This is a genomic window from Hungatella hathewayi WAL-18680 (assembly GCF_000235505.1).
Taxonomy (GTDB): Bacteria; Bacillota; Clostridia; order Lachnospirales; family Lachnospiraceae; genus Hungatella_A; species Hungatella_A hathewayi_A.
This window is the reverse complement of the sequence record NZ_JH379030.1, coordinates 212,689-237,404: the sequence shown is the minus strand read 5'-3', so window position 1 is coordinate 237,404 and position 24,716 is coordinate 212,689. Positions and strand designations below refer to the sequence as shown.

22 protein-coding genes are annotated in these 24,716 nt (G+C 51.4%); 21 read left to right on the top strand and 1 reads right to left on the bottom strand.

Annotated elements, in window-relative coordinates; translation table 11 throughout:
• The first annotated feature begins 249 nt into the window (after positions 1 to 249).
• The 20 genes from lepB (at position 250) to HMPREF9473_RS24760 (ending at position 23,121) form a co-directional block, all read left to right on the top strand.
• Positions 250 to 1,101 carry a signal peptidase I gene (gene lepB, locus HMPREF9473_RS26615; protein ID WP_006782994.1) on the top strand — a complete coding sequence of 284 codons (852 nt, stop codon included), beginning with the start codon at positions 250 to 252 and terminating at the stop codon, positions 1,099 to 1,101.
• A gap of 49 nt (positions 1,102 to 1,150) precedes the next feature.
• Entirely contained in the window at positions 1,151 to 8,647 is a 7,497-nt protein-coding gene (locus tag HMPREF9473_RS24840; protein WP_006782993.1) for a hypothetical protein, read from the top strand.
• Between the two features lie 48 nt (positions 8,648 to 8,695).
• A complete protein-coding gene (locus HMPREF9473_RS24835) occupies positions 8,696 to 9,226 on the top strand; it encodes a hypothetical protein (protein ID WP_006782992.1) in 531 nt (176 codons plus the stop codon).
• A gap of 11 nt (positions 9,227 to 9,237) precedes the next feature.
• A complete protein-coding gene (locus tag HMPREF9473_RS24830) occupies positions 9,238 to 9,762 on the top strand; it encodes a hypothetical protein (protein ID WP_006782991.1) in 525 nt (174 codons plus the stop codon).
• Positions 9,763 to 9,831: 69 nt separating this feature from the next.
• Positions 9,832 to 10,410, top strand: coding sequence for a hypothetical protein (locus HMPREF9473_RS26610; protein ID WP_006782990.1), 579 nt, complete (start codon positions 9,832 to 9,834; stop codon positions 10,408 to 10,410).
• Positions 10,411 to 10,426: 16 nt separating this feature from the next.
• Positions 10,427 to 11,104 carry a hypothetical protein gene (locus HMPREF9473_RS24820; RefSeq protein WP_006782989.1) on the top strand — a complete coding sequence of 226 codons (678 nt, stop codon included), beginning with the start codon at positions 10,427 to 10,429 and terminating at the stop codon, positions 11,102 to 11,104.
• Positions 11,105 to 11,161: 57 nt separating this feature from the next.
• On the top strand, positions 11,162 to 11,812 hold the full coding sequence (locus tag HMPREF9473_RS24815; protein ID WP_006782988.1) for a hypothetical protein: 651 nt from the start codon (positions 11,162 to 11,164) through the stop codon (positions 11,810 to 11,812).
• 59 nt (positions 11,813 to 11,871) lie between these two features.
• Positions 11,872 to 12,069: a helix-turn-helix domain-containing protein gene (locus HMPREF9473_RS24810; protein WP_006782987.1), complete on the top strand. Its 198-nt coding sequence runs from the start codon at positions 11,872 to 11,874 to the stop codon at positions 12,067 to 12,069.
• A 203-nt stretch (positions 12,070 to 12,272) separates the two neighbouring features.
• Positions 12,273 to 13,658, top strand: coding sequence for an APC family permease (locus HMPREF9473_RS24805; RefSeq protein ID WP_006782986.1), 1,386 nt, complete (start codon positions 12,273 to 12,275; stop codon positions 13,656 to 13,658).
• A gap of 373 nt (positions 13,659 to 14,031) precedes the next feature.
• Positions 14,032 to 14,922 (top strand): S8 family peptidase, encoded by an 891-nt coding sequence (locus HMPREF9473_RS24800; RefSeq protein ID WP_034860137.1) that lies wholly within the window; start codon positions 14,032 to 14,034, stop codon positions 14,920 to 14,922.
• Between the two features lie 215 nt (positions 14,923 to 15,137).
• Positions 15,138 to 16,016, top strand: coding sequence for an ROK family protein (locus HMPREF9473_RS24795; protein WP_006782984.1), 879 nt, complete (start codon positions 15,138 to 15,140; stop codon positions 16,014 to 16,016).
• Between the two features lie 9 nt (positions 16,017 to 16,025).
• Positions 16,026 to 16,193, top strand: coding sequence for a hypothetical protein (locus HMPREF9473_RS28330; protein ID WP_242830899.1), 168 nt, complete (start codon positions 16,026 to 16,028; stop codon positions 16,191 to 16,193).
• Between the two features lie 42 nt (positions 16,194 to 16,235).
• On the top strand, positions 16,236 to 16,373 hold the full coding sequence (locus HMPREF9473_RS28325; RefSeq protein ID WP_242830898.1) for a hypothetical protein: 138 nt from the start codon (positions 16,236 to 16,238) through the stop codon (positions 16,371 to 16,373).
• 528 nt (positions 16,374 to 16,901) lie between these two features.
• The gene (locus HMPREF9473_RS24790) at positions 16,902 to 17,453 is read left to right on the top strand and encodes a PadR family transcriptional regulator (protein WP_006782983.1); all 552 of its coding nucleotides are present in this window, start codon (positions 16,902 to 16,904) and stop codon (positions 17,451 to 17,453) included.
• 202 nt (positions 17,454 to 17,655) lie between these two features.
• Entirely contained in the window at positions 17,656 to 18,534 is an 879-nt protein-coding gene (gene tsf / locus HMPREF9473_RS24785; RefSeq protein ID WP_034860135.1) for a translation elongation factor Ts, read from the top strand.
• On the top strand, positions 18,506 to 18,697 hold the full coding sequence (locus tag HMPREF9473_RS28630) for a DUF6323 family protein (protein WP_347509659.1): 192 nt from the start codon (positions 18,506 to 18,508) through the stop codon (positions 18,695 to 18,697). The genes tsf and HMPREF9473_RS28630 overlap by 29 nt, the downstream gene beginning before the upstream one ends.
• Before the next feature lie 248 nt (positions 18,698 to 18,945).
• Positions 18,946 to 20,091 carry a recombinase RecA gene (gene recA / locus HMPREF9473_RS24775; protein ID WP_006782980.1) on the top strand — a complete coding sequence of 382 codons (1,146 nt, stop codon included), beginning with the start codon at positions 18,946 to 18,948 and terminating at the stop codon, positions 20,089 to 20,091.
• A 54-nt stretch (positions 20,092 to 20,145) separates the two neighbouring features.
• Positions 20,146 to 20,736, top strand: a complete 591-nt coding sequence (locus HMPREF9473_RS24770) for a regulatory protein RecX (protein ID WP_242830897.1) — start codon at positions 20,146 to 20,148, stop codon at positions 20,734 to 20,736.
• A gap of 131 nt (positions 20,737 to 20,867) precedes the next feature.
• Entirely contained in the window at positions 20,868 to 22,412 is a 1,545-nt protein-coding gene (gene rny, locus HMPREF9473_RS24765; protein ID WP_034860131.1) for a ribonuclease Y, read from the top strand.
• Between the two features lie 199 nt (positions 22,413 to 22,611).
• On the top strand, positions 22,612 to 23,121 hold the full coding sequence (locus HMPREF9473_RS24760) for a cyclophilin-like fold protein (RefSeq protein WP_006782977.1): 510 nt from the start codon (positions 22,612 to 22,614) through the stop codon (positions 23,119 to 23,121).
• Positions 23,122 to 23,207: 86 nt separating this feature from the next.
• On the opposite strand, the gene HMPREF9473_RS24755 is transcribed toward HMPREF9473_RS24760, so the two are convergent.
• A complete protein-coding gene (locus tag HMPREF9473_RS24755; protein WP_006782976.1) occupies positions 23,208 to 24,095 on the bottom strand; it encodes a LysR family transcriptional regulator in 888 nt (295 codons plus the stop codon).
• A gap of 311 nt (positions 24,096 to 24,406) precedes the next feature.
• Here HMPREF9473_RS24755 and HMPREF9473_RS24750 point away from each other — a divergent pair, with 311 nt between their 5' ends.
• Positions 24,407 to 24,646, top strand: coding sequence for a hypothetical protein (locus tag HMPREF9473_RS24750; RefSeq protein WP_006782975.1), 240 nt, complete (start codon positions 24,407 to 24,409; stop codon positions 24,644 to 24,646).
• Positions 24,647 to 24,716 lie beyond the last annotated feature (70 nt).

Here is a 24,716-nt window from a genome sequence, read left to right as displayed (position 1 = left end):
TCGCAGATTTATGCTGATGTGGGTGGGAAATCGGGCGGTTTGGCCTTTTGGGGCAAAATGGCCTGTTTGTTGTGCCATTTTATTTTTTTGAGAGTGTTAGATTCTATCGTATTTCTGAAACGGTTCGGACATGGAGGCCCAATATGGGGGGCGGATGGCCGGACGCGGTCTATTTTTTCTGTTGAAATTCCAATAGAACACTACGTAATTAACATTAGAGGGTAAAATCCGGAAGAGAGGTGCCAATCCGTGGAAATGGCTGAGATACGAGGAAAATCCCGCCGGCAGAAGCGGAAAGGGCAGAGGAAAAAAGAGAGCCGGGAGACTCATTTTCAGACGGCAGGATGGGGCGGATATGAGGAGAGCCAGATTATCTGCTATCTGTGGGAGATTGTGAAAGCGATTGAGACAGTGGGGAATGAGGCCGGGAAGGAAATTGGGCCTGGTGCGGCTGACAGGGATGAAGCGAAGAGCGGGCCGGAGACGGCTGACAGGGATGGAGCGAAAAAAGGGCCGGAGTTGCCTGGTGCGCTGGGGGCGCTGGATCGGCAGATGCGTAGACGGATACGGGTGGAGATGCGGCGGTATTTCTTGAGAAAAAGGCGCAGAAATATGAAGCTGGTGTTCGGGTCTGTTGTGACGGTGCTGTGTGTGGCGCTTCTGTTTGGATGTCTGATTGGAATCGACAGGGTGTCCGGCAGTTCCATGTATCCGTATTTGAATCACGGGGACTGGATTGTGTATGGGCGGCTGAACCGGGGGTATCAGAGGGATGAGGTTGTGGTGTTTGAGAAAGACGGAGAGAATCTGGTGAAGCGGATTGCGGGGATTCCCGGGGACACGGTGGAAATCAGTGCGGCCGGGGACCGGGTGATCATCAACGGGGTCCAGGTAAAAGAGGACTACGTGACATTGGCGGACACGGTGATGGAGGGACATGGAAGCCGGATGGGGAACCCGCTGACGGTGCTGGATGGACAGTATCTGGTGCTGGGGGATAACCGAAGCGTCTCCATAGACAGCCGGGACAGCCGGATTGGAACGGTGCCGGAGGAGCAGGTGCTGGGTAAGGTGCTGCTGGTGTTTCGGGTGAACGGATGAAGAAGTTACAGAATATGCGAAATAAGGATAAAACGTTGGAGGGATTGGAATGAGCCGTTTTATATTACATAAAAAGGGGAAGGAACAGGAGTGGCTGAAATATCTGGCACTGGGAATGGTCTGTGTCGTGATGGCGGCGGTGTCGGGTTTTCTGGTACACAGCATTGGGACGGCCGGGGCGAAGAGCAGGGAGATTGTGGAGATTCACACGCTGGAGGAACTGGAGCATTATCTGCTGGACCGGGAGAGTGAGGAGTATAACCTGAATGGGAGGTACCGGCTGGCGGAGGATTTGGATGGCAGTCTGCTGGAGGAATCCATTGGGAGGAATATGGAGCCATTTACCGGGGAGTTTGACGGGAATGGGTATGTGATAAGCGGCCTGGAGAGACCGCTGTTTGGAGTGATGGAAAGGGCGGAGGTGAGAAATCTGTTCCTGAGCGGGGCGGAGATTATTCATCCGTTTACCTATTATGATGGGGAACGATATGTGGATGGATATGGGGCGCTGGCGGCGTACACGGTTGACTCTGTGATCCGAAGCTGTGGAATGGGAGGGGAGATTCTCACGGCCAGCCCGGCGGAGGCGGAGTATCTGCTGGAGAAAGCCAGCCCGTCAGATGCGGATGAGGAACGGGGACCAGGAGTGGAAGGTCCGGGAAATGCGGGAGACCAGAAGTGGAAGGAAGAAAGCAGTGAGATAGAGGCTGGACCAGGGGGTGAGACGAAGGAACAGGAAGTGACGGAGACAGGCGGTCAGGCGGAGGAAAATGGGGAAGGAAGTTCTGCGGATGGAAATGTGACAGAAAGCCAGGAAGAGGAAGCCGGACCGGGAGTTAGCCAGGGGAGCGGTAGCTCGTCCGAGATGGACGGAGAAACTGGAGGAACGGCGCTGGAAAGCGGGACGCCTTCGGCCAGTGAGACGGCTGGGGGAAGTGTGGCGGAAACCGGAGGAACGGGAAGCAGCACGTCGAAGCCTGAAAGTGGAACGCCGGAGTCAGGGACCGGGAATAGTGGAAGTGGAACGTTAGAGACGGAGACAGGCAGCAATGGAAGTGGAATAGCGAAACCGGGAACGGGGAGCGGTGAAAGTGGAACATCGGAGCCGGGAACGGGGAGCGGTGAAAGTGGAACATCGGAGTCAGGAACGGGAAGCGGTGGAAGCGGAACATCGGAGTCAGGAACGGGGAACATTGAAAGCGGAGCGTTGGAGCCGGAGAACGGAAGCAATGGTGGCAGTGGAACGCCGGGGACGGAGGAAGGGAATCTGGAGAATGGCAGTCCGGAGCTGGCGGAGACGGTTGGTTATCGGGCGAATGACAGGCAGCAGTTGATGTTGAAGGTATCCGCGGTGGTGGATTCCGATGCGGAGTCGATACTGACGGCCAGCCCATCGGATGCGGAACCGGCGGATGCAGATGCATCGGAGGCGACACCATCCAACGCGGAGGAAGCCACGGAGCCGGGAAATCCTGGGACGGGTACTGGTGAAGGAGTATCCGGGGAGGGAGAACCGGAGGTGGAATATATCGGGAACCCGGACGGAGATATTTATATTCTGGTGACGGCACAGCAGGTGGCAGCAGGTGGACTTGTGGCCCAGACAGCAGGGAAGACTCTGATAGCAGACTGCTATGCACTGGCTACCATCGAATCGGCGTTGGAAACGGTTGACACCTATGCAGGAGGTCTGGCTGGCATTCTGGGAGAAGAGAGCAGGGCGGAGAACAGTTATGCTGTGGGTCTGGTGGACAGCGACGATGTGGCAGGCGGATTTTCTGCGGTCAATGAAGGACAGATTACGAACTGCTATTGTGCGATGACAATCGGGGAGGCGGGCCGGAGCCGGGGAGGTTTTACGGTTTTGGGCGAAGGAAGCCTGGAGGGATGTGTGTATGACAGACAGATGTCCTGCATCAGGGATGTAGAAGAGGAGGAATTGAAACCTGGGCTGACAGCGCTGAATACTAATCAGATGACAGGGACGGAAAGCGCGGCGCCGGGAAACTGGTATCTGGCGGAGCAGGCATACCCCCAGCTGGAAGCATTTGCACAGAGTGAACATGTGACGGTTATGTCCTACTCAAAAGCGTCCGCCATTGCGCTGGAACTGCCGGAAGGAACCATGCTCGCCGATATCGTGGGAGAGCAGGAAATCCTGCTTCCGTCCGCGATAGACGGGGAGGAAATTCAGTGGGATGCGGCGGGAGAAGCAGCAATTGATGAGAATAATCAGGTGAGAATCGGTCCCGGAGTGACATTTTCCAGTCGTGATGTTCCACGGGTGGAAATGGCGCTGGCGGGAGAGGATGCGGAGTCAGAAGCAGATGAGGAGCTAAAAGCAGATGTTACGAAGCCAGAAACCGATGAAATTGAGGTAGAAACCGATACTACTGAGGTAGAAACCGACGCCCCTGAGACAGAAAATGCTTTGGAAACAGAGAATAGGGAGGAGATACCGGAATCTGGCACAGATCGTATTGAAAATTCTAAAACCGTTCAATTGAAGGCAACCGTGGGACCAGCAACCAGGAATTTTGCACTTGGTGTCCGTGCTGTGACTTTGACGGATACACCACCTGAGAGCTGGGAGGATGTAGGGAAGGAACTGTATACTTCCGGATATACCATGACAGGTAATGGGTCTTCGTCAAACCCCTATCAGATTGGAACTGCGGAGGAATTTGCGATATATGCCTATATTATCAACTATGTGTCGGGAGGCGCCTGGGGAAAGTTGACAGCAGATATTGATTTGTTTGGAGCTTCTTATGTGAATGTACCGGAAGCGGAGGCCACGATAGAGAATATCGAAAATGCACTTCGATGGGCTCCGATAGGAAGAAATGGACATCAATTTACCGGAGCAACGTTTGATGGAACAGGGCATACGATACAGAATTTAAGAGTAGACGAAGTGGTAAATCCAAATGCAGGATGGGAAGGGGGCGGTTTATTTGGCTGGGTTCATTCAGGAACGATACGAAATTTGGGTGTTTCTACCGGTTTAATGCGTGGAAAAGGCCGTTGCGGAGGAATTGCGGGAAGAGCCGAACAGGCTGTGACAATATCTAATTGCTGGAATAATGCAACCGTAATTGGGGAGAGTACAGTAGGTGGGATTCTCGGTTATTCCCTATGGAAAAATACTTACATAATGAATTGTTATAATACTGGTTCAGTCACTGGTACAGGCCCGGTAGGCGGGATCCTTGGACAGAGATATTCGGGAAATGGTGGAAGCATAACAATTACGAATTGCTACAATTGGGGCGCGATTAGTGGAGGCAGCACAGGTGCTAGTATTGGAGGAATTGTAGGGAATCAGCAATTGTCAGGAGGAAGTGCGAATATTGCAAACTGTTACAATACGGGAGCTGTCACGGGTGGTAATACTTATGTAGGAGCTGTCTCCGGAAGCAATAATTCCACTCCAAAAAATTGCTACTATGACAAAGAAACATCCCTTGCATCAGATGCCGTCGCAAAACCCGTCAGCACCGCCGGAATGAAATCATGGGCGGCGGCCTATGCCTTGAACGGTTCAAAGGTGGGAACTCCATGGACCTATGATGTGAATGGGGTGGATTACCCCACCTTTGGGACATTGCCGGCGGCGGAGAGCTGGGAGGCAGTGGGGCAGGGATGTCTGTACGGACTGATTGGCAGTTCACTGACGGGAGACGGAGACGCCGATGTCCGGTACTGCATCGAATCGCCGGAACATCTGGCGGCATTTCAGGTGGAGGTCCAGTCAGGCAAGGGAAGCTCCGATGCTATCCTGCTCAGTGATATCGATTTGACTGGAACCTCCTACGGCGGGAGCAGCGGAGAACCGCTTCGCTGGCTGCCGATCGGAGATAAGACGAATGTTTATACCGGAGACTTTAACGGCAATGGAAACGTCATCAGCCATATGAGAGTTGCGGAGGATGGTTATGCCGGACTGTTTGGCTGTGCGGGCGGCGGTGCCCATATTCGGAAACTGGGGCTGGACGGGACATGCTCCGTCACGGCGAACAGCGCCGGAGGCGTGGCGGAGGAAGGCACGGCCGCCTTTGTGGGAGCCGTCGCATCTGTGGCGGGAGAAGATACCCAGATTATCATCGAGAGCTGCTACAACCGCGCCACAGTGACAGGAAAGGGCAGCGGGACAGGGGCATTTGTGGGAACGGATATGGGAACCATCCCTGGAAAACAGAGAATCACCGCCTGCTATAATGCGGGCAGTATCACCACGACAAGCGGCACCGCCAGAGTGATTGCGGGCAGCTTTGAAAATGGTACGGATACAACAGTGGGAGGAATCTACAACTGTTACTGGGATAGGGAAACCAGCGGCGCGGTGACGGTGGCTGGAGGGAGCCGGGTGCGGCTGAAGGACAATGAATCCTACACCACCTCGGAGATGCAGAGCGAGGCCATGGCGGGCAGAATGAATCTGGCTTCCGCCGCCAGTTTCTGGCAGTACGCGGCGGACATCAATCAGGGCTACCCCTCCTTCGGCGCCATGCCGGTGGAAAGCTGGGAGGACGTGGCGTTGACGGCCACGGCTCCGTTCCCGCAGAACACCGGCTCCATGGGCACTGCCGGGACCAGCGGCAACCCTTATCAGATCACGACACCCAGTGAGCTGGCCTGGTTCGCCTGGGTGACAAGCAGCTCCAAAGAGAAAGCGGGACTGTGTGCGGAGCTGAAAGCGGATATCAATCTGTTCGGCGGGGAGTATACGGGAAAATCCTACGATTCCGGTGATGCGGATATTCTCACCCAGGCCCTGGCCTGGAAGTCCATAGGAAGGGAGTATGACGGCTACCGGTATACCGGTACCTTCCGTGGAAATGGCAATACGGTCTCCTTTATGCGTGCGGACAGAAAAGGGGCGGCGGGCCTGTTTGGAACGCTGGGAACCGGCGCCGTCATTGAGAATGTCAAGCTGGCCGACAGTCTGGTGGAGGTGCAGGAAAGGGAGCGTCATGCTGGAGGAATCACTGGCAGTATTCTAGGAGATAACGTGGTGATTACCGGCTGCGAGAACAAGGGAACGCTCAGCAGTCCGGGCGCCTATGTGGGAGGAATGGCAGGATATATCGCCGGAACCGGCACGGAGATAAAGGGCTGTTGGAACAGCGGTACCGTCAAGGGAACGGCCGGAAATTATATTGGAGGCATGGTGGGAGCCGTTGCGGCCGATACCGTGATTGACGGCTGTTACAACCTGGCGGGAAGCGCGGTTACCGGAACCCTGGGAGCCAGCACGGGAGGCATTCTTGGAGGAGCTGTCACGGGAACACTGGCACTCAGAAACAGCTATAACCAGGGCGCGGTGTCAGGGGGAGCTGCCGTGGGAGGGATTGCAGGCACCTTATCCCTGCCCACGCAGACCGTCACCGGATGCTACAATGCCGGGGCGGTGACGGGAACCTTATCCGTGGGAGCAGTGGTTGGAACCGGCGGCAGCAGTGACAGTGTGACCTACTGTTTCTATGATAAAAATAAATCCCTGCCGGCGGTGGATGCTTATGCCAAGGGCGTGGAGTCGGCTGCATTTGCATCCTGGGGAGCGGCGTTTGGATTAAACGGGGAACGGATGGCCCAGGAATCGTCCAGTTACGTATCCTGGACTTATGTGGCCGGAAGCGGGGCAACTTATCCAGAGTACGGGACACTTCCGGATGCGGACAGCTGGGAGACCGTGGGAAGGGGACTTGCAGATGGATTTATCGCCATGCAGACGCCTTCAGGCAGTCCATTGGAACTGGGAACGGCAGAACAGCTGGCCTGGTTTGCGGAACAAATTAATGATGGAAAGATAACGGCGGGTACCAGCGCGGTTTTGACGGCCGACTTGGATTTGAGTGGAGGACGGTATGTATCAAGCGGGAAACTCCCGTGGATGCCCATCGGGAAGGACAGCGCCCACAGTTATCGCGGAACCTTTAACGGAAGCGGCTCACGGGTCGTGGAAGTGGGCGGTCTGTATATCAGCGCCGCCGACACGGCCGGATTGTTTGGAAATGTAGGCGCAGGCGGAAAGGTGACGGGAATTGGCGTCACAACTATTTCCATAACTGGTGATAAGGCCGGAGGAATCGCCGGAGCAGTCAGCGGGGGTGCGGAAATCTCCAGATGCTTTAACCGGGGCGGCGTGGTATCCGGCGCGTCATATGCCGGAGGAATTGCGGGACAGCTGGCGGGTAATGCGGTAGTGAAGAACTGCTATGCTCTGGAAGCAGCCGTGACGGGCACCGGGGGCTCGTCCTGTGCGGGTGGAATTGCCGGTGACGGAAGCGGCGGCGTGATCCGGAACAGCTATCAGGCGTGTCTGGGCACAAACCGCATCACGGCTGGGGGAACGGCCGGCTCTATCAGCGGAAAGACAGACGCCGGCGAGATCAGCCAGTGTTACAGCGATGTCAGTCTGGCGGACAGCGGGAAGATAACGTTGTTTGACACCAGCAGTGATGAAATGCGCCAGAAACAGACGGATGGGCTGAACACCTTTGACGGAACCGAGTACAAGGGGACGGACCGGGTGTGGTTTACCAGTCTGGCGGATGAGGACACGAAGGGAATGCCCACCCTGGATGCGCCGGAAATGATGACGGTGGAGGTAGACCTGGCGGGTGTGACAGAGTCAGGCGGGGTTCTGAGCGGGGCGGAAGGAAACTGGAGCGGTGGAGCTCTGCCGCCATCCCATGTTCTGTTCCGTGGAATCCACCAGGAGGCAGGGGAGAGTTCCCAACCGGCATTTTCGTTGACATCCAAGGGGGATGTCACGGCTGGTTTTCATACTTATGGAACGGACAATGCCCATCAGAATCTGGCGGTGGAAGCGGGAGGTATAGATTTGGCGGACTGTACTCGTTCGCTGACAGCGCCGGACAGGACGCTTGACAGTGTCAGCCCCTTGAAGCTGTACTGTGGCGCGTCGTACATTTATCCGTATCAACGTGCCCTTCTTCTGGATTTGGCAGTGAAAAACGGGGACGGAGCAGACCGAGTAATCAAGCGTTATGAGGTGAGGATAGAGATAAAAGAGATGGTGAGGAACACGCTGGATATCACAATAACAAATAATGCGGATATCGTGCTGAAGCCAGGCGTGGAACCGGCGAAAGCCTATTCGACGGGGATGACAATCAAGAATAATGAAACCGGGCCGATCCAGTTTGGCATCGCCAGCGTGAAAGGGAAGGAGGTGTCGGACAGCATTGATGTGAAGCTGACGCCGATTGACAGTTCCTATGTCATTGAGAACAATGTTCCCATTACGGCGGATGGACAGAAGGTGAAGCTGGGTATCAAGGGAACGTTTATAACCAGCGGGGGCTCCGGTGAACAGGAGATCTATTTCGACCCGGAAGCATTGCCATGGATGACCTGTCATGTGGGCTATGGGAAGAGTTTTCAATATAGCTATTTCATGGAATACAGCATGATTCACACGGGGCCGGAGAAGCGGTTTGGCTTTGATATTGTCTACCAGTTTGCATTGCCTAAGAAGGATGTGGGAGCTGTGGTGGAGCAGGCTGGCGGAGCTTAGGGCGAGAGAAGATGAGATGAAAGACAGGTAAAGGGGGTGGCTGAGAGAATGGGACGAAGGAGAGACCTGCGGGAAGGGGAAAGACGGCGGAGCAGGGTCAGGAGAGTTAGTTTGATTCTGGCTGTGACGGCGATGATGGCCGGCGGCGGGATTTCCTGTGTTCTCGTATTCGGACTGCCTGCCCCGGTGCAGGCCCGCGTGGATATTCTGCCGGACAGGAATGCGATGGACGGCAGTCTCCATGCGGCGGATGGGACAGCGCTGGAGGAAGGGCAGTACCGGGTGGTGGTGAACCAGCTGCCTACCATGAAGGAAGGCAGCCAGGAGTGCAATCTGGAGTTTGAGAATCCGCCGGAGAACCGGTACGGCTCCCGCATAAACCTGTATCTGAAATCCACCGGCGGCCGAATCGGAGGAACCCGTCTGGTGCCGCCGGGAAAATACGTGGAGATGATAACACTGAATCAGGCGCTGGAACCGGGGGAACATCCGGTGCTGGCAAAGTTAGAGCTGTTTGACGAAAGGAAGCCGGCGGGGGAAATGACGCTGGAACTTACGGTGAGAGTGATTCCGGAATAAGGGATGGGAAGATGAGAACGAGAAGAAATCATATCAATATGGCGGTCATCATACTGGCCCTGGTATTCTGTATGGCGGTGCTTGGCGGGGCAGGGTATTTTGTATACACCAACAAAGCGGTGGAGGTGCAGCTGCCCCAGCTGGAGCCGGAGGCCCGTGTCCAGAGCGGCACCCTGCATGACCCGGCGGGAAGACAGGCGGAGCTGGATGATATGGTCCGGGAGGGAATGCTGACATTTTCCATCAATGCCACACCGGTGATGGAGAATGGGAGGGCGGAAGCCAATCTTCTGATTGAGAATCCGCCGGACAATGGCAACCGGTTCACGGTTTCCATCAGCCGGGAGGACACGGGGGAGGAGCTTTATCAGTCCGGCTACCTGGACCCGGAGCAGTATATCGAGAGCGTCCCGCTGGACAGGGAACTGCCGGCAGGTGAGTATCCCTGTCTGGCCTATATTGATGCCTACCGCATCAGCGACAGCGCTTATATAGGAAGGGCCACAGCCAGAATCACGCTGTTTGTGCAGAACTGAACAGGCAGCTGACCGGGCATGGGAGTGACAGGATGCTGGCCACATCAGAATACAAGGATGGAAGAGAAGATGACAGGACAGGAAGAGCGGGAAGAGCGTGGCAGGAAAAAGGATAGACGTGGAAACAGGAAGGGCTTTGGAGTCTCCGTGCTGGTGCTTCCGGTTACGGCTCTGCTGGCGGCGGCCCTGACAGCCGGATTATTCTATCTGGGATACCGGCAGAGGGAGCCGGAGCAGGAGGGCCTGGTCTACGAAGGAAATATCGTGGCCGGGGACATTCCCGGAAAGAGCCGGGAGGAGCGGCAGAGGGAACTGGACGCCGTGGTGGAGGAGGGAATGCTGGCGATGACCATCAATGCCACCCCGTCAGGGAAAACCAGCGGTGAAGACAGAAGTGTGAACTGGCTGATAGAGAACCCTTCCAACCAGGAGAAACTGATCCGCGTGGAGGTGTGGCGGGATGACACCGGCGAAAAGATATACGAGACGGGAGCCATCCCTCCGGGTAATTACGTGGAAAATGCCCCGCTGCTTGCAGACCTGCCCGCCGGGGAGTACAGCTGCACGGCAAAATTCTTTGCCTACAAAGAGGATGAGACCTACATCGGCCAGGCGGCGGCCCGGATACGGCTGGTCCTGTATGAGTGAGAGGAGGAACACGGCATTGCGACAGAGAAGATACGGTTATATGAAAATGACCGCCGCCGTCATCCTGAGTCTGAGCATACAGGAACCCATGCTTAGCCGCGGGGAGACAGGGACGGTGGAGGAGACCAAAGTGGAGATATCCGTGATGGATGGAAGCCACTCCGTGGAGACAGAATTGCAGGGAACCATAGAGGTGTCGTTGATATCGGCGGCATTGCCATCGGATGTGGAGTTTGGCGTTGACCCGGAAGGGCGGTTTGATGCCACGGCCAATCCGGGAGGCCAGATACAGGGACCATCCCCCGCGGAATTCCGGATTAGGAATAACTCGGTGGTTCCGGTGCGTCTGGAGATAGCGGAGGTGGAGGAACTGCGGCAGGGAGACGTGGTCTTTTCGGAAGCATTTGCGGGAGGACCCGTGCAGAGCTTCCGGCTGGTGGACCGGATATCCGAGGTAAAGGAGTATGGGACCGCCATCCTGGTGCTGGGAACTGCCGGGAGGACGTACGGAAGTGACGCGGATTTTGAGCAGTACGCCATCTGTCCGGGGAAGAAGGGGATTCTGATAACGGACCTGGGGGCGGAGGAGGAGGCGGGGCTTCAGATATATGGGAAGGTGTCGGCCGACTTTTACGGGGCTTACCAGTTTACGATCAGACCGGTGCTAAAAATCAGCGCAGTACGGGCGGGATAGCCCTGCTGGTTTATATAAAGGCAGATTCAAAAAAGAAGGATAACAGGAGGAAGAACAATGAAGAAGAACAGGAAACAGATGGCTGCGGCCGCCCTGGCGATAGGGCTGGCGGTGGCAGGTACGACCGGGGCTTATGGAGCGCCGGATGCTGCGACAGCGGAGGTGATCACGGAGGAAAAGACAGGCGCCAATGCGGTGGAGACCACATTAAACGGAAGAATCAATGCGACGACCCTGAGCGTGTCCATTCCGCTGACGGCCGCATTTGACATTGACCCGACTAAGTTCGACGGGACAAGCCCGAATGCGAATGTTCAAGTGGGGGATAACCAGTCCAGTGGGTACAAGATAGTGAACAATTCGGCGGTGCCGGTGTACGTCTATGTGTCCGGTGTCTCGGTGCCGACAAGCGGTGTCAGTCTGGTGGACAATGTAGATGCTCTTGCCAGCAACAAAGCCTTGATGCTGGCTATCAGTGAGAAGGAGTCGGCCGCATCGTCAGATATCACTGATACGTCGTTCTGGCTGAAGACGACAATGAGCGGTAACTATTATATGGACAAAAATAGAGATAACAAGGGAAAACTGGATGCAAACGGCGGAACCATGAATCTGAAGATTTATGGAATGACGAAGCAGGGCTGGAGCGCATCGGATACATTTTCCATAAAACCAAGCTTTACGGTAGCGGTAACGGCGCCTTCCTAATCAGAGGCGCAATAAAATGATTTCCGGCCGGGCAGGTCCGGAAGAGGAGGAAGGAAGATATGGCAATGAGAATCCCATGTACCCCATTTGGAAAGAAAATGAAAATTGCAATGGTTGAGCAGGATATTCCGCAGCAGGAGCTGGCAAAACGCCTGGGCATCGCCAACTCCACGGTCAGTGATATTATCTATGGCCGCAACCAGTGTGAGAAAACGAAAGAGAGAATTGCAAAGACCCTTGGGATTAAGGGGCAGTAAGTTTAGTATTGTTTGATAGAGTTCCTGTGACGGGATAGTCGTGGGGACTCTATTTTTTATGGTTTTGTTTATACAACAATAATCATTGATGACAAAAAATGACAAAAAAATAAAAATATTTGTTGACATATTGGTGATTGTGGATATAATAAAGTTATACATGTATAAAAACAAAACGGTTGAACGTGATGGGGGAAATTAACATGAAACGGGAAGAGAAGGACAAAAACCTGCTGAATTCCATGGATATTTTTTCATTGGGATTTGCGGGGACAATTGGTTCCGGCATTTTTGTGATGCTGGGGCTGGGAATCGGTTATACGGGGAAATCTATTGTGCTGGCGATTTTGCTGGGATGTATGATTATGATGGGATGTTATTTTTATAATATCGCGCTGTCGTCTATGTTTGTATTTGACGGCGGTGACTATCAGATGAAGGCGCTGCTGTTTTCTACCGTGCCGGCGGGGGTCAGCGCGATGTTCAATTTCTTTGACGGGTTTGCCATGACGGCGTATGCGACTGCCATGGTGGACTATTTGTCGTCCATATTTCCGGGGATAGCGCCATTTAAGGACATCTCGGCAATTATTATTATCACGGTCTTTTTTGCCATCAGCATCAAGGGCTCCAAAATCGTGGCCCATGTGGAAAATGCCATGACCTATATTCTGCTGGCGGCGATTGCGCTATTTATCATTGTCGGGGTTCCGAAAATCCAGCCGGGCTACGTGTCGCCTGACTTTTTCACAAACGGCACCACGGGATTTTTCCTTGCCATCTCCATCATGGCCTACGCCTGTCAGGGGCCGACTATGGGGCCGGTGGCGGTGATGAATGTGACGAAGAACCCGAAGAAGGTGATTCCAAGGATGATATTTGTCAGTACGGCGGCGGTGGCGGTTGTGTACAGTCTGATGGCTTATGTGGCGGCCGGGGTGCTTCCTGTTGAGCAGGTGGCGGACCAGAACTTAAGCCTGGTTGCCAGCCACATTTTCCCGTATCCGATGTATGTGATTTTTATCATTGGAGGAGCTGTGTTTGCGATTGCCACGTCCCTGCTGGCGTGGATTGAGATGATGCGCCACCCGCTGTTGCGCTGCGCCAAGGACGGCTGGCTGCCGGCGCTGTTTAAGAAGACGACGAAGACCGGCTATCCCTGGGTGATTATGCTGTTTTTCTACCTGGTGACCATCATGCCGATTGTGTCAGGGTTCAGTCTGGAATCCATTGTGTCGCTGTACATGATTCCTTCTATGGTGTTGTGCGGGTACTGTAATTTTAAATGTATGCAGCTCCCGGAGAAATTTCCGAAGCAGTTTGAGTCCAGCATGTTCCATATGCCGGCGCCGCTGTTTAAGGCGCTTATGGGCTTCTGCACCTGCTGTAACGCGCTGATTACGGTCTATCTGATACTTTCCCTGGGGGAGGGGGAAGTGTTTTATGTCATGATGATGCTGTTGTTCTGTATCGTGGTGGTGTTAGTGCGAATTAAGCAGGGGGCGGTGTCTAAGGAGACATTTGCAGAGAAGCAGCGGGAGCTGATTGCACAGCTGGAGCTGGAGAGTGAGATGCGGAATGAATTGTGATTATGATTTAAATTAAGAAAATAGGGCATTTCCAACGTCGTTTTTGATGGTTTGGAGATGCTCTATTTTTATGGAAATGTTTGGAGGAAAAGAGCGGACAAAGGACGGACGGCGGGAAATGGAAAAAAGGGCAGAAAAATCCCCGTATCCCAGGGATACGGGGTTGTGACTTTTTCTTTAGGATTAGGATTTTCAAAAGGATAAAGGATAATAGTTCTTTGCATTTCTTATGTATGTAGTATAACACATCGTTTCTGGAAATGTTTGTATAATGTTTAAATAGATTATGAAGATTTTCTTAATATTCGATTTTTGCAACGTTGGAGAGGCTGGTGGAATATGTTAATAATAAAAAGGGTATAGGTATGAGACGTTGAATCAGGCAAAACAGATGATTCGTTGTGGAGCGGAATATGATTTGGGTGTTACGGGCCGCGGTGTTGGTGTGGCGGTGCTGGACACGGGAATCTTTCTCCATGAGGATTTTGAAGATAGAGTAGTTGTTTTTCGGGATATGCTGCAGCGGCGGAATGAGCCGTATGATGATAATGGACATGGGACTCACATCTCCGCCATTATCGGCGGGGCCGGGATTGCTTCGGAGGGGCGTTACTGCGGTGTGGCGCCGGGGTGCAACCTCATTTCCATCAAGGTTTTGGATAAGAAGGGAAATGGTTACGCCTCCGATGTGCTGGCGGGGATTCGGTGGATACGGGAGAATAAGGATCGATACGGAATCCGGATTGTCAATATTTCCGTGGGTTCCTATTCCAGAAAGAATATGAACGAGAATTCGGCCCTGGTGAAAGGGGTCAATGCCGCCTGGGATGACGGCCTTGTGGTGGTGGTGGCGGCGGGAAACCAGGGGCCTGGCCGGATGACCATCACCACGCCGGGCATCAGCCGCAAGGTGATTACGGTGGGCTGCTCGGATGACCACAAGGAGGTCAATGTGATGGGGAACCGGATGGTGGATTACTCCGGGCGGGGGCCAACCGGGGCCTGTATCTGCAAGCCGGATGTGGTGGCCCCCGGCTCCAGCATCATCAGCTGTGCCAACGCGCCGGGGCGGTATATGATTAAGAGCGGAACCAGCATGTCCACGCCGCTGGTGTCCGGCGCCATCGCCCTGCTTTTAGAGAAATATCCGGATATGAGCAACCGGGATGTGAAGCTGCGGCTTCGGGAGCGGTGCGTGGACTTGGGGCTGCCGAGGAACCAGCAGGGCTGGGGCGGTTTGGATGTGTGCAGGCTGCTGGAATGAGAGGGGGGGGACGAATTTCCTCCCCCTTTTCTGTGGAGGGATGGTGGATAGGGGATGCAGGTAGAAGTTTGACGGAACATGTTCCTGATGGTGGAGATGGGTTCACCGGCGGAAATTTGATTGAAAGAAAGTGTCAGGCGGGGGATAGTCAGTGGGGAGGGATTGTGATATACTCTGAGGTAGGAAAAAGAACACGGAAAGGGAAGGATGCTGTTATGAGACTAGGTGCATTGGAAGCAGGCGGAACGAAGATGGTGTGTGCGGTTGGAGATGAGAATGGAACGATTTTTGAGAGGACATCCATTCCGACGGAGACACCGGAGATTACCATGCCGAAGCTGATTGCTTATTTTAAGGAGAAAGAGGTGGAGGCGCTGGGGATTGGGTGCTTCGGGCCGATTGATTTGAACCGGAAATCAGAAACTTATGGATATATTACCACCACGCCGAAGCTGGCTTGGGCCAACTATAATATCGTGGGGGCTTTTAAGGAGGCTTTGGGGATTCCGGTGGGATTTGATACGGATGTAAATGGTTCGGCCCTTGGAGAGGCTACCTGGGGCTGTACAAAGGGGCTGGAGAACAGCATGTACATCACCATCGGGACCGGCGTCGGTGCCGGAATCATTTCCAACGGAAAGCTGCTTCACGGGATGCTGCACCCGGAGGCGGGACATGTGCTGTTGGAGAAACATCCGGATGATACTTATGAGGGGAAATGTCCTTACCACAAGACATGTCTGGAAGGGCTGGCGGCAGGACCGGCCATTGAGGCGCGATGGGGGAAGAAGGCTATCGAGCTGGCGGACAAAAAAGAGGTGTGGGAGCTGGAGGCCTTCTATATTGGACAGGCGCTGGTGGATTATATCATGATTCTATCGCCGGAGCGGATTATACTTGGCGGCGGGGTGACTCACCAGGAGCATATGATGCCGTTGGTTCGAAAGGAAGTGCAGCGGCAGCTGGCCGGGTATATCAAGACGAAGGAGCTGGAGGATATTGAAAATTATATCGTGCTTCCAAGTTTGAATGACAACCAGGGAATTATGGGAGCGTTAAAGCTGGCTCTGGATGAGTTGGAGTATGAGAGATAAGTGAGATGGATGAAATGCCGCTTAGCGTTTCACGGCGGCTATCTATCTTCCGGGCTCCCTGCCGACTACCGGATGTACATTGAGGAAATGCGGGAGAACTTTACAGATTTGGGTACGGCGCTGTCAGAAATCAACAGCATGTCCGAGGACGGGGAAGCCGATGCCTACCGGGTATAGACTATTTTTTATTCTCCGTTCTTCGGCGCGGACCAGCCCCGGATGAACGATGGCAATTACCGGGAATTTGCGGACTGCTTCGTGACTTATGAAGAACGGGAGGACGGGAATGGCATCCGCAGTTCTACCTGCGCTATTTTTCAAGCGGTGGAGGAAAACTGTGGGTGCATGATCGCTTAAAGGAAAAATGTTTTCAAAGTTATCTAAAAGATATTTGTGCAGGACGGCCAAAATGGTTGTCCTGTTTTTCTGTTTAAAAGGAAGTTTTGCGCAGATGTAGAAGAACTATGGCAAGGAGGGATGCTGCCCGATGCAGGCCAGTTCTGCCCTTTTGGTGGCGTATAGTATGCGTCATAGTGGCGTATGCAGTGAAGGGAACATCTGAAATACCTTAAAACAGAAAAGAAAAATAGCCTTGACTTTCTTTTTAACATATGTTATTGTTAACCTATGTTACGAAGAAAGGAGGCTTAAAATAAGTCAAACAAAGAATCAAATGAAGGATGGCGGCTCAACAGCCGTCAACACACTGACTCAACAAGCCGCTGTCTTTTTCAGCGGGCACCCGCATTGAAGCATTTATATTGATTCCCGTACAAACCATGGGGAATGCATGAATGTCAGGCGATTCCTCCTTCAAATCAAAGTTGACGCAGATATTATCATAGGTTACAATTAACACATGATAACAAACAGGAGGAATTAGTTATGACAATTGACTATGCAATTTTAGGACTGTTAAGCTGGAAACCGCTTACTGGATATGATGTGAAACGAGTGATGCAGGAATCCCCTTTCCTGTACTGGTCAGGGAACAACAATCAGATCTATAAAGCACTGGTAAAATTACTTGAAAACGGTTTTGCGACAAGCGAGGTTCAGTATCAGGAAAGCACTCCCAATAAGAAAATTTACTCCATTACGGAAGCGGGCGCGGCTGAATTAAGAAAATGGGTAATCAGTACAGAACCGGAGATTCCCGAATTTAAAAAGACATTTCTCATTCAACTTTCGTGGTCAGGATTATTAGAGCCAGAAGAAATTGACGAACTGCTCACAAAATATGAAAAAACCATGACGCAGCAATTAGCTATGCACAAGGAAGAAAAGCGGCGTGAAAAGGACTTCCCCAATCGATCTGAGCAGGAACATTTTGTATGGGAAATGATTTATCATAATTACTGCGTCACATGCGAAGCGGAATTGCAATGGATTCAGCAATTCCGTGAGGGGCTAAAAAAATACAGACAAGGAGAGTAGTTATGAATTTCAACATAAATAGTAATAATAACAAACGCTATCTGGATTGCACTCCCTTCGCAGGTGTGCTGTCCACCGAAAGCGACGCCATGGAACTGATATCCGCTTGTTTCAGCAATAACACTGAGAATTTGCTGCTTCATGAAAGGTCGGTAAGCATGTCAAGAGTCGGTTATGCGAATGGGATGAAAGGAGAATTAAAATGTCCATCAATATTCAAAATATACAATTGTTGCGGGAGCAAACCGGAGCTGGTTTGCTCGACTGCAAAAAGGCACTGATCGAGGCTGAAGATGACATCCAGCAAGCTGTTCGCCTTATTAAAGCAACCGGAGCGGAGCTTGCAGAAAAGAAAGCCGAGCGGCTTGCCGCAGATGGGATTGCCTATGCTGCGATAAAGAATGGAAAAGCCGTCTTACTCGAAATCAACACGGAAACAGATTTTGTTGCGAATAATTCCGAATTTCAAAAAGCAACAAGTGATATTGCTCAGACGATAGCGGACAACGAACCTAACAGCATGGAAGAATTATTGCAATGTACTTGTAAAGCACAGTCCTTATCGATTGCCTCTCTGCTTCAAAAAATGGTCATGACCTTTCGGGAGAACATCATACTCCGCCGCTTTGAACTGCTTTCCGGCACATATCCAGTTGCATATATGCACATGAATGGAAAATACGGGACGATACTCAACCTTGAAACAGGAGGAAGCAGTAACAAAGCGGTGCTGGAAGGTATTGGAAAGGATCTGGCCATGCAGATTGCATCCATGGCTCCGGAATATCTTTCGCAGGAGTATGTGCCGGAAGCCGTACTGCTGAATTTGCAGAAAGAAACCCGGCTTGACATTGCCAGTGATAAAAAACTCAGTGGCAAACCTGAAAAGGTGATTGAGCAGATCTATCAGGGTAGAATTAACAAGTTTATGAAAACACACTGTCTGTTAGATCAACCGTTCATTAAGGATGATTCCATTACCGTTGGTCAGTTTTTATCATCTCAAAGCCAGAAATATGGCATGGAAATCAGCGTGAGTGGTTACTGCAGATATGAAAAAGCGGAGGGCATTCAGCAATGAAACGCTCGACTTGGTGAGCGATGACGAATTGCTTCGGTATATGCGAAAAGCGTTTAATGGCGTATGCCGAGGCTTTCTTAATCGGCTTTCCGAACGGGAATTATTTTGTACAAATCGGGGAGCTTTTCAGAAAAATGTGGTTGTCTCCGGACAGCTTTTATGATATAGTAATCTTTGTAATCAGAAGGTCATTCGGCCTGGAAGTTCTGGCATATCGCCAAGATTTCAGTGATTTTGTTTGAAGTTTTTTTTGAGAAAGAAAGCGGGGGATGCCTATGGGGGATTGAGGCATGCTTTTGGCAAAAAAAATGTGGAAGGATTGGCTGCCGGAAGTGTGGAAATAAAGGTTGACATTTTGGAAGTTCTATATTATATTATAGGAATAGAACATTTGTTCGCATGGAGGATAACATGAATAAAGATGATAAGATGAAGGCACTGGATGCCGCGTTGACACAGATTGAGAAAGCATACGGAAAGGGCTCCGTGATGAAGCTGGGCGACTCCGGAGTGAATATGAATATTGAGACGGTACCTACCGGTTCCCTGAGTCTGGATATCGCACTGGGACTCGGCGGGATTCCCAAGGGACGTGTGATTGAGGTGTACGGTCCGGAGTCCAGTGGTAAGACGACAGTGGCATTACATATGGTAGCGGAAGTACAGAAGAGAGGCGGAATTGCCGGATTTATCGATGCGGAGCATGCGCTTGACCCGGTTTATGCCAAGAATATCGGTGTGGATATCGACAACCTGTATATCTCCCAGCCGGACAATGGGGAGCAGGCGCTGGAGATTACGGAGACCATGGTGCGCTCCGGAGCAGTGGATATCGTGATTGTGGACTCGGTGGCGGCGCTGGTTCCCAAGGCGGAGATTGACGGCGATATGGGAGATTCCCATGTGGGTCTCCAGGCGCGTCTGATGTCCCAGGGACTTAGAAAGCTGACCGGTCATATCAGCAAGTCCAACTGTACGGTGATTTTCATCAACCAGCTGCGTGAGAAGATAGGCGTCATGTTCGGCAACCCGGAGACCACTACCGGCGGCCGCGCGCTGAAGTTCTATGCTTCCGTTCGTCTGGATGTGAGAAAAATCGAGACACTGAAGCAGGGCGGTGAGATGATTGGAAACCGTGTCCGCATTAAGGTCGTAAAGAATAAGATTGCCCCTCCATTTAAAGAGGCGGAGTTCGATATCATGTTTGGCAAGGGTATCTCCAAGGAAGGCGACGTGCTGGATTTGGCGGCCAAGGAGGATATCGTGGAGAAGAGCGGCGCGTGGTATGCCTACGGCGGTGCTAAGATTGGACAGGGACGTGAGAATGCCAAGATTTATCTTCGTGACAACCCGGCGGTGTGCCAGGAGATTGAAGATAAGGTGAGGGAGCATTACGGACTGGGACATGCCGACGGTTCCGCACCGGCTCCGGCAGCGGAAGCAGCTTCGGAAGCGGGAGCAAAGACATTGAGGACGGGAAAGGCCGGAAAGGCGGCGAAGGCTTCGGAGGCAGAGGCGTCAGAAGAATCTGAGGCACCGGAAGCATCGGAAGAATAAAGGAATAGAGAGATAAAGGGGACAGCACACATGACTGTGACAGGGATTGTTCCTTTGGATAAACGAAGAAGCAAGGTCTTCCTGGAGGAGGACTTTGCCTTTGTTTTATATAAAGGAGAATTGAGACGCTATCATATAGAAGAAGGCGGAGAATTGTCGGAGGAAGCATACCGGGAGATTATGGCTCTGATTATCTGCAAGAGGGCCAGGGAGCGGGCGGTGAACATTTTGAAAAATTCCGACAAGACGGAGCTGGAATTGAGGCGGAAGCTGCGGGATGGATTTTACCCGGAGGAGGCCATTGATTCGGCCATCAGGATGCTGAAAGATTACCGGTATGTGGATGACGAGAATTATGCCACACGCTATGTGGAGACCCAGGGGAGTAAAAAGAGTAAGAGGCAGCTGAGTTTTGACCTGGAAAGAAAAGGAATTGACCGGGATACCATCACCAGACTTCTGGAGGACAATCCGGTGGATGAGGAGTCCCAGATACGTGATTTTTTGAGAAAAAAGCATTATGAGCCAGATAAGACGGAGCAGAAAGAGCGGGCTAAACTGGCCGCGGCCCTGGGCAGAAAGGGATTTTCCTTTGAGTCCATCAAAAGGGCCATGGCCGCAGATTTTGACGAGGAATCCTTCTAAGTGCATTTTGACCAAGTATGTGTAAGGCGGAGTGAAGATACTTGACATAATGTATAAAACAGTTTAAAATTGAAGTGTTGTATTGTTGTACAATGAAAACTAAATAAGGAGGTGCTCCTGTGTCAATATCAATGATAATAATCATATCTGTATTAGCGACATTGATTGTGGTAGCTCCTATTACCTGGGTATTGGCTATTGCCTACCGGAAAAATGCTTATGAGAGCAAAATCGGCAGTGCAGAAGAAAAGTCAAGAGAGATAATAGACGAAGCGCTAAAAACCGCAGAGACAAAGAAGCGTGAAGCTCTCCTGGAGGCGAAGGAAGAGTCGTTAAAGACTAAGAATGAGTTAGATAAAGAAACCAAGGAAAGAAGAGCAGAGCTTCAGCGTTATGAACGACGTGTATTGAGCAAAGAAGAAAATCTGGACAAGAAGTCCGAAGCAATGGAACGAAAAGAAGCAGGGTTAGCTGCCCGTGAGGAAGCCTTAAACAAGAAGCACAACGAAGTGGACGAACTTCGTGAAAAAGGACTGCAGGAACTGGAACGTATTTCCGGCCTAACCTCCGAACAAGCAAAAGAATATTTACTGAAATCTGTTGAAGATGATGTAAAACATGATACTGCCAAGATGATTAAAGAGATGGAAAGCAGGGCCAAGGAAGAAGCTGACAAGAAAGCCAAGGAATATGTGGTGACAGCGATTCAGAGATGTGCTGCTGACCATGTTGCTGAGACTACGGTATCCGTGGTACAGCTCCCCAACGATGAGATGAAGGGCCGCATTATCGGTAGAGAAGGCCGCAACATCCGCACACTTGAGACATTGACCGGAGTCGAGTTAATTATCGACGATACTCCGGAAGCAGTTGTTTTATCAGGGTTTGACCCGGTTAGAAGGGAAGTTGCAAGAATTGCACTGGAACGTCTGATTGTGGACGGACGTATTCATCCGGCCAGAATCGAAGAGATGGTAGAGAAGGCGCAGAAGGAAGTAGAGACCAACATGCGGGAAGATGGAGAGGCAGCCACACTGGAGGTTGGTATCCATGGAATTCACCCGGAGTTAGTGAAACTTCTCGGCAAGATGAAATTCAGAACAAGTTATGGACAGAACGCATTGAAACATTCTATCGAAGTTGCCCAGCTGGCAGGACTGCTGGCAGGGGAGATTGGTGTTGATGTCCGCCTGGCCAAGCGTGCCGGTTTATTACATGATATTGGTAAATCCATTGACCATGAAGTGGAAGGTTCTCACGTACAGTTAGGTTCCGAGCTTTGTAGAAAGTACAAGGAATCGGCTGTTGTTATCAATTCCGTAGAATCTCATCATGGCGATGTTGAGCCAGAGAGTTTGATTGCCTGCATCGTACAGGCTGCCGATACCATATCAGCAGCAAGACCTGGTGCAAGAAGAGAGACTCTGGAGACATATACGAATAGACTGAAACAACTGGAAGATATTTCAGATTCCTTCAAAGGAGTAGACAAGTCTTTTGCTATTCAGGCAGGACGTGAAGTCCGTGTCATGGTAGTGCCGGACCAGATTAATGATGACAGTATGGTGCTCCTGGCCAGAGATATTTCCAAGAAGATTGAAGAATCCATGGAATATCCGGGACAGATCAAGGTCAATGTCATCCGGGAATCCAGGGTGACGGACTACGCGAAGTAATTGTTCGGAGTGAAATGATAAATGCTCCACCTACGTATGAATATAAGATTCATGCGTGGGTGGGGCATTTTTTGTTTTAAACAAAACCATAGTAAAAAAGCATGAATATATATTTATTATAGGTATTTGATGTTGATGGCCACTGGTATTACAATGGGGATAAAGAAAGCGATAATGGTTATGAAAGGTAGCATGATATATGAAACGATTGAAGAAGCATATATTTGTGTGGGTGATGCTGGCCGTCGTGGCTGCGGTGTCAGCCTGCGGTGGACAGAATACACAGCCTGCCGAAATCACAGGGGGTACAGAAGGTGTACTGGAACCGGAACATGATAGAGAACCGGGAGAGGACGGAGCAATGAAGATGAATGTACAGATAGGAAACAGTACATTTACAGCAATGTTGGAGGATAATCCGGCGGTAGACTCCCTGGTTCAGATGATGGAAGACGCTCCGGTGGTGATTGAGATGAGCGATTACTCCGGGTTTGAAAAGGTAGGTTCTCTTGGAACTAATCTGCCCGCCAGCAACAGTCAGACCACGACACAGTCAGGGGATATTGTTTTATATAATGGAAACCAGATTGTCATATTTTATGGCTCTAATTCCTGGAGCTATACGAGACTGGGTAAGATAGATGATTTATCCGGATGGGAGGAAGCCCTTGGAAGTGGTGACGTGACTGTGACATTTTCTATGGAATAGATAGGTATACCTTGGTTGTGAGGCAGCCTGTCCTTACTTAAATAGCGGGAAACAGCCGGAGTGTTCCGGCCGCCGCCGGATAGAGATTATATACTGCTATGGAAAGCATACTGCACATTTTTCAGGAAGCGGTCAGCCGCCCTGGAAAATACCTGGTATTTTTTCCAGACAATATCAAGATGGGCCTCCATTTTTGGTTTCAGCGGCCTGAAACACAGGCGGCGGCTTTCTGACGTGTTCACCAGTTTGTCCAGGCACAGGGCGTATCCCAGCCCTTCCTCCACCATGAGGGAGGCATTGTATACCAGGTTATAGGTAGCCACGATATTCAGTTTCTCATAATCTCTTTTCAGCCATCCGGAAAATTCATTGCTGACCGTGGTCTGGCGGGAGGTGATAAGGGGCAGCTCCCAGATATCCTCCGGCCGGATAAAATCGTGGGTGGCCAGCGGACAGTCCTTCGGCATTAAAAGCCCCCAGGTATCAGTGGCAGGAAGCCGGATGTAATCATATTTTTTCATATCTGCAGGTTCTATGAGGATTCCAAAGTCCAGAAGCCCCTTGTCCAGCCGTTCCATCACATCATCCGCATTTCCACTGAATAAGTGGTAACGGATATCGGGACAGCTCTTTTGTAAATCCGTGGCGATTCTGGCAATCAGGCGCATGGCGTCTGTCTCCCCGCCCCCGATGTAAATATCCCCGCTCACGGCTTCGTCCGGTGCGCTAAGCTCTGCCTCTGTTTTATCTACCAAATCCAGGATTTCTGCCGCCCGCTTGCGCAAGAGCATTCCCTCCTCAGTCAGCGTGATTCTGCGACTTCCTCGGATTAACAGTTTTTTCCCAATCTCATCTTCCAAATCCATCAACTGACGTGATAACGTTGGCTGCGTCATATGAAGGGACTCTGCGGCCCCGGATATGCTTTCTTCTCTGGTGACAGCCATAAAGTATCTTAATACGCGAATATCCAATCTGATTCCTCCCTTCCTGTGCAATTCCGCCTGGCACTCTGCTTCTTCTACGTCTATTATATATAAAATTTATTATGCTCGTCAAGCATGAAATTGTATTTAATATAAGTATTTGATATGAGCATGCTTTTGGATTACAATGAAGACATATTGGGATATGGTTATATGGAAAAGAGAAACGAAATACGATTGCAGCTATGGCGGAAATTGAAACAGAATCGAAGCAGGAAAGGATAGTGTGGAGTTTTGACTGGTATAAAAAAGTCATTGCAAGCAACGGGGAAAGTTTGGATTAGAGGTGATAGAGCAATATGGCAAACTATATGGAAAGCCCTGATTCCGTGATTCAAAATCTGGAGGACGCCGGATGCGATTCGGAGACGGTGGCACAGTTTATGGAGTTAGGCATGGAGGGGAACAGGCAGAATCAGTTAAAGCTGCTGGAACAGCATAGAAAACGCCTGTTGAAAAAGGTACACAAGAATGAGAAGCGGATTGACTGCCTGGACTATCTGGTGTTTCAGATGAATAAAGAGGAGAAGGACAAATAGCAGGAGTGCAGGAAGATGAAACAAGAAGAGCGTTATAAAAACATGGAAAAAATGTTTAGGATAGGAGATA

Coding starts and splice junctions, on each gene's coding strand:
- HMPREF9473_RS24840 (WP_006782993.1), top strand. CDS start 1,151: ATGAGCCGTTTTATATTACATAAAAAGGGGAAGGAACAGGAGTGGCTG.
- HMPREF9473_RS24835 (WP_006782992.1), top strand. CDS start 8,696: ATGGGACGAAGGAGAGACCTGCGGGAAGGGGAAAGACGGCGGAGCAGG.
- HMPREF9473_RS24830 (WP_006782991.1), top strand. CDS start 9,238: ATGAGAACGAGAAGAAATCATATCAATATGGCGGTCATCATACTGGCC.
- HMPREF9473_RS26610 (WP_006782990.1), top strand. CDS start 9,832: ATGACAGGACAGGAAGAGCGGGAAGAGCGTGGCAGGAAAAAGGATAGA.
- HMPREF9473_RS24815 (WP_006782988.1), top strand. CDS start 11,162: ATGAAGAAGAACAGGAAACAGATGGCTGCGGCCGCCCTGGCGATAGGG.
- HMPREF9473_RS24810 (WP_006782987.1), top strand. CDS start 11,872: ATGGCAATGAGAATCCCATGTACCCCATTTGGAAAGAAAATGAAAATT.
- HMPREF9473_RS24805 (WP_006782986.1), top strand. CDS start 12,273: ATGAAACGGGAAGAGAAGGACAAAAACCTGCTGAATTCCATGGATATT.
- HMPREF9473_RS24795 (WP_006782984.1), top strand. CDS start 15,138: ATGAGACTAGGTGCATTGGAAGCAGGCGGAACGAAGATGGTGTGTGCG.
- HMPREF9473_RS28330 (WP_242830899.1), top strand. CDS start 16,026: ATGAAATGCCGCTTAGCGTTTCACGGCGGCTATCTATCTTCCGGGCTC.
- HMPREF9473_RS28325 (WP_242830898.1), top strand. CDS start 16,236: ATGAACGATGGCAATTACCGGGAATTTGCGGACTGCTTCGTGACTTAT.
- HMPREF9473_RS24790 (WP_006782983.1), top strand. CDS start 16,902: ATGACAATTGACTATGCAATTTTAGGACTGTTAAGCTGGAAACCGCTT.
- tsf (WP_034860135.1), top strand. CDS start 17,656: ATGTCCATCAATATTCAAAATATACAATTGTTGCGGGAGCAAACCGGA.
- HMPREF9473_RS28630 (WP_347509659.1), top strand. CDS start 18,506: ATGAAAAAGCGGAGGGCATTCAGCAATGAAACGCTCGACTTGGTGAGC.
- recA (WP_006782980.1), top strand. CDS start 18,946: ATGAATAAAGATGATAAGATGAAGGCACTGGATGCCGCGTTGACACAG.
- rny (WP_034860131.1), top strand. CDS start 20,868: ATGATAATAATCATATCTGTATTAGCGACATTGATTGTGGTAGCTCCT.
- HMPREF9473_RS24760 (WP_006782977.1), top strand. CDS start 22,612: ATGAAACGATTGAAGAAGCATATATTTGTGTGGGTGATGCTGGCCGTC.
- HMPREF9473_RS24750 (WP_006782975.1), top strand. CDS start 24,407: ATGGCAAACTATATGGAAAGCCCTGATTCCGTGATTCAAAATCTGGAG.